The organism is Streptomyces sp. col6 (assembly GCF_008042035.1).
Taxonomy (GTDB): domain Bacteria; phylum Actinomycetota; class Actinomycetes; order Streptomycetales; family Streptomycetaceae; genus Streptomyces.
On record NZ_RDBL01000053.1, the window covers coordinates 1 to 3,308 of the forward strand.

At 68.4% G+C, this 3,308-nt stretch carries 3 protein-coding genes; all 3 read left to right on the forward strand.

The window, feature by feature from the left end; translation table 11 throughout:
- Window positions 1–126 precede the first annotated feature (126 nt).
- Genes EAO73_RS35130 through EAO73_RS35140 form a run of 3 tightly spaced genes read left to right on the forward strand, consistent with a single transcriptional unit; the run spans window position 127 to window position 3,250 of the window.
- Entirely contained in the window at window positions 127–1,383 is a 1,257-nt protein-coding gene (locus EAO73_RS35130; RefSeq protein WP_147975589.1) for an extracellular solute-binding protein, read from the forward strand.
- Window positions 1,380–2,369: a carbohydrate ABC transporter permease gene (locus tag EAO73_RS35135; RefSeq protein WP_147975590.1), complete on the forward strand. Its 990-nt coding sequence runs from the start codon at window positions 1,380–1,382 to the stop codon at window positions 2,367–2,369. The genes EAO73_RS35130 and EAO73_RS35135 overlap by 4 nt, the downstream gene beginning before the upstream one ends.
- The gene (locus EAO73_RS35140; protein WP_147975591.1) at window positions 2,366–3,250 is read left to right on the forward strand and encodes a carbohydrate ABC transporter permease; all 885 of its coding nucleotides are present in this window, start codon (window positions 2,366–2,368) and stop codon (window positions 3,248–3,250) included. The genes EAO73_RS35135 and EAO73_RS35140 overlap by 4 nt, the downstream gene beginning before the upstream one ends.
- Window positions 3,251–3,308 lie beyond the last annotated feature (58 nt).

Genomic DNA, 3,308 nt, shown 5'->3' on the forward strand with positions numbered 1-3,308 from the left:
CGGTCAACCCCGCCACCCCCCACGTTACCCAAGCGTTATCCCATCCCTCTTGAGCCATCCAGGCCCGTATCGCAGAGTTCTGTATGCGCTTTCAGATAGCGCATACACAGCTCGAGGAGGAGCTCCATGGCACGCCCCGCCAAGACCGTCGCAGGCATCTCCGTCGCAGTGGCCGCCGCCCTGTCCCTCACCGCCTGCGGTGGCGGCAGCGGCGCGCAGCAGTCCGCCGACGCCAAGCAGACCCTGACCGTCTGGGGCATGGGCGAGGAGGCCAAGCGGCTGGCCGAGGTCGCCAAGGACTTCGAGAAGGACAACCCGAACGTCACCGTCAAGGTGACCCCGATCGGCTGGGACGTCGTCGGCCAGAAGATGACCGCCGCCGCGGCCGCCGGGAAGCTCCCCGACATGGCGCAGATGGGCTCCACGATGATGGGGCAGTACATCGCGCTCGACGTGCTGGAGCCGGTGAACACCAAGACCTTCAAGAAGTCGGACTTCTTCCCCGCCACCTGGAACAGCAACGTGGTGGACGGCACCGCCTACGGCGTCCCGTGGTACGCCGACGTACGCGGCCTCTACTACCGCACCGACCTCGCGAAGACGGCGGGCGTCGACAAGGCCCCGGTCACCTGGGCGGACCACCACGCGCTGGCGGAGGCGTACAAGAAGAACGGCGCCCAGTGGGGCACCGCCCTCCAGCCCGGCAACACCGGCGCCTGGCAGAGCTGGCTCCAGTTCCTGTACTCCGAGGGCGGCAGCCTCACCGACGCCGACGGCAAGGCCGCGCTCGACTCCCCGGAGGCCGTGAAGGCGTTCGAGACGTGGGGCAGCTACTTCAAGGACGGGCTGGCCAAGAAGAACTTCGTGCCCGGCGCCGACGTCGCCAAGACCTTCGCCAAGGGCGAGGAGCCGACGTTCATGTCCGGCCCCTGGATGGTCCAGAACCTCAACGAGCAGCAGCCGCAGCTCAAGGGCAAGTGGAAGACCGCCCCGCTGCCCGCCGGCCCGAAGGGGTCCGTTTCCTGGGTCGGCGGCGCCTCGCTGGTGACCTTCAAGGACAGCGAGCACAAGGCCGCCGCCGAGAAGTTCACGCAGTACCTGACCACCCCCGAGACGCAGGCCGCCTGGTACGGGGCGACCAAGTCCCTCCCCGCCGCCAAGGCCGCCTACGACCGGCCGGAGATCAAGGACAGCGCCGAGGCCGACAGCCTGAAGGTCTTCCGCGGCGCCCTGGACACCGGCAAGGAGATCCCGGCCCTGGAGAAGTGGAACGAGATCGCCGCGGCCATCGAGGGCACCCTGGAGAAGATCGCGCAGGGCGGTGACCCTGCCTCCGAGGCCAAGAAGCTCCAGGCGACCACGGAGGGGCTGATCTCCCAGTGAAGACCGCCGCCACCCGGGCCGGGGCCGGCCCGGACCGCGCCCCGGCCCAGGCCGGCGGCCCTCCCGGACAGCAGGCCCCGACGGGCCCGGAGCTCCGCCCCGACCGGCTCTCCCGGCAGAACCTCGCCGGCTGGCTGTACTCGACGCCGTTCCTGGCCCTGTTCCTGACCTTCATGGCGTTCCCGATCATCGCGACGCTCCTCATGAGCTTCACCGACTTCGGCCTGCGCAACGTCACCCACCCGCTCGACGCGCACTTCGTCGGCCTGGACAACTACACCGCGCTCTTCGACGACCCGAAGTTCATGAAGGCGCTCTTCAACACCTGCTACTTCGTGGTGCTGGGCGTGCCCCTGACCATCGGCAGCGGACTGGTCGCCGCCGTGCTCCTCAACTCCGGCATCGACCGCTTCCGGACCTTCTTCCGGGTCGGCTTCTACGTACCCGTGGTCACCGCCATCGTCGCGGTGGCCGTCATCTGGCGGTTCGTGCTCGACCCCTCGGAGGGCCTGATCGCCGGCCTGGGCGCGCAGCTCGGCTTCTCCACGCCGGACTTCCTCGCCTCCAAGACGCTGGCGATGCCGTCCCTGATCGTCATGGCGGTCTGGCGCAACATGGGCACCGCGATGGTCCTCTTCCTCGCCGGCCTCCAGGCCATCCCGGTCGAGGTCCGCGAGGCAGCCAGGCTGGACGGCGCGGGCGCCTTCCAGGAGTTCCGCCGGATCACGGTCCCCCTGCTGCGGCCGACCATGCTGTACGTCGCGGTGATGACCACCATCGGCTTCCTCAACGTCTTCGAGGAACCCTTCGTGATGACCGACGGCGGGCCCGGCGACAGCACGCTCACGGTGTCGCTGCACATGTACAAGGAAGGGTTCAGCTTCTTCCACATGGGCTCCGCGAGCGCCATGGCCTACGTCCTGTTCACGATCGTCCTGGCCGTCACGCTGCTCCAGTTCCGCCTGCTGAAGGACAAGACCCGATGAGCGCAACCGAGCCCCGCACCACGCGCCTGCCGAAGCCGGGACGCACGGCCACCTCGCGCAGGCCGGGAACCACGGCACTCACGTACACGCTGCTCACCGTGGGCCTGGTCGTCATGTCCGCGCCCTTCCTGTGGATGGCCGTATCGGCCTTCAAGACGCCGAAGGACCTGGGCGCGAGCCCGCCGGTCTGGATCCCCACCGAGTGGACCCTCGCGAACTTCCGCGAACTGCTCGACCTGATGGACATCGCGCGCAACTTCATGAACTCCGCGGTGGTCGCGGTCGTCGTGACCGTCTGCAACCTGGTGTTCTGCTCGATGCTCGGGTACGCCCTGGCCAAGCTGAACTTCGCGGGCAGGAAAGCCGTGCTCGGGGTCGTCCTGGGCGCCCTGATGGTGCCGGGCAACCTGATGCTGCTGCCCCAGTTCGTGATGATGAGCAAGATGGGACTGCTCGACAGCTACGCGGGGCTCATCCTGCCCTTCGCGGCCGGCGCGTTCGGCGTCTTCCTCATGCGGCAGTTCATGATGGCCATCCCCGACGAACTCCTCGAAGCGGCCCGCATCGACGGCGCCGGCGAGTGGTACATCTTCTGGCGGATCGTGCTCCCCCTGGTCAAGCCCGCCCTCGCCACCCTGTCGATCTTCGTGTTCCTCGGCTCCTGGAACAACTTCCTGTGGCCGCTCGTCGCGACGAACGACCCCGACAAGTACACCCTGCCGGTCGCCCTCGCCACCTTCGCCACCGACCCGACCAAGGCCGCCGGCTCCAACGGCGTACTGATGGCCGGCGCCTTCCTCGTGGTGCTCCCGGTCGTCGCCGTCTTCCTCGTCCTCCAGCGCCACTTCACGCAGGGCATCGCGACCTCCGGCCTGAAATGAACGGGCGCCCCGGCCCCCTCCTCGGCGCCCGTTCATTTCAGGCCGGAGGTCGCGATGC

Excerpts from the sequence above, each read along its gene's own strand:
- EAO73_RS35140 (WP_147975591.1), top strand. The coding sequence starts at position 2,366 with ATGAGCGCAACCGAGCCCCGCACCACGCGCCTGCCGAAGCCGGGACGC.
- EAO73_RS35130 (WP_147975589.1), top strand. The coding sequence starts at position 127 with ATGGCACGCCCCGCCAAGACCGTCGCAGGCATCTCCGTCGCAGTGGCC.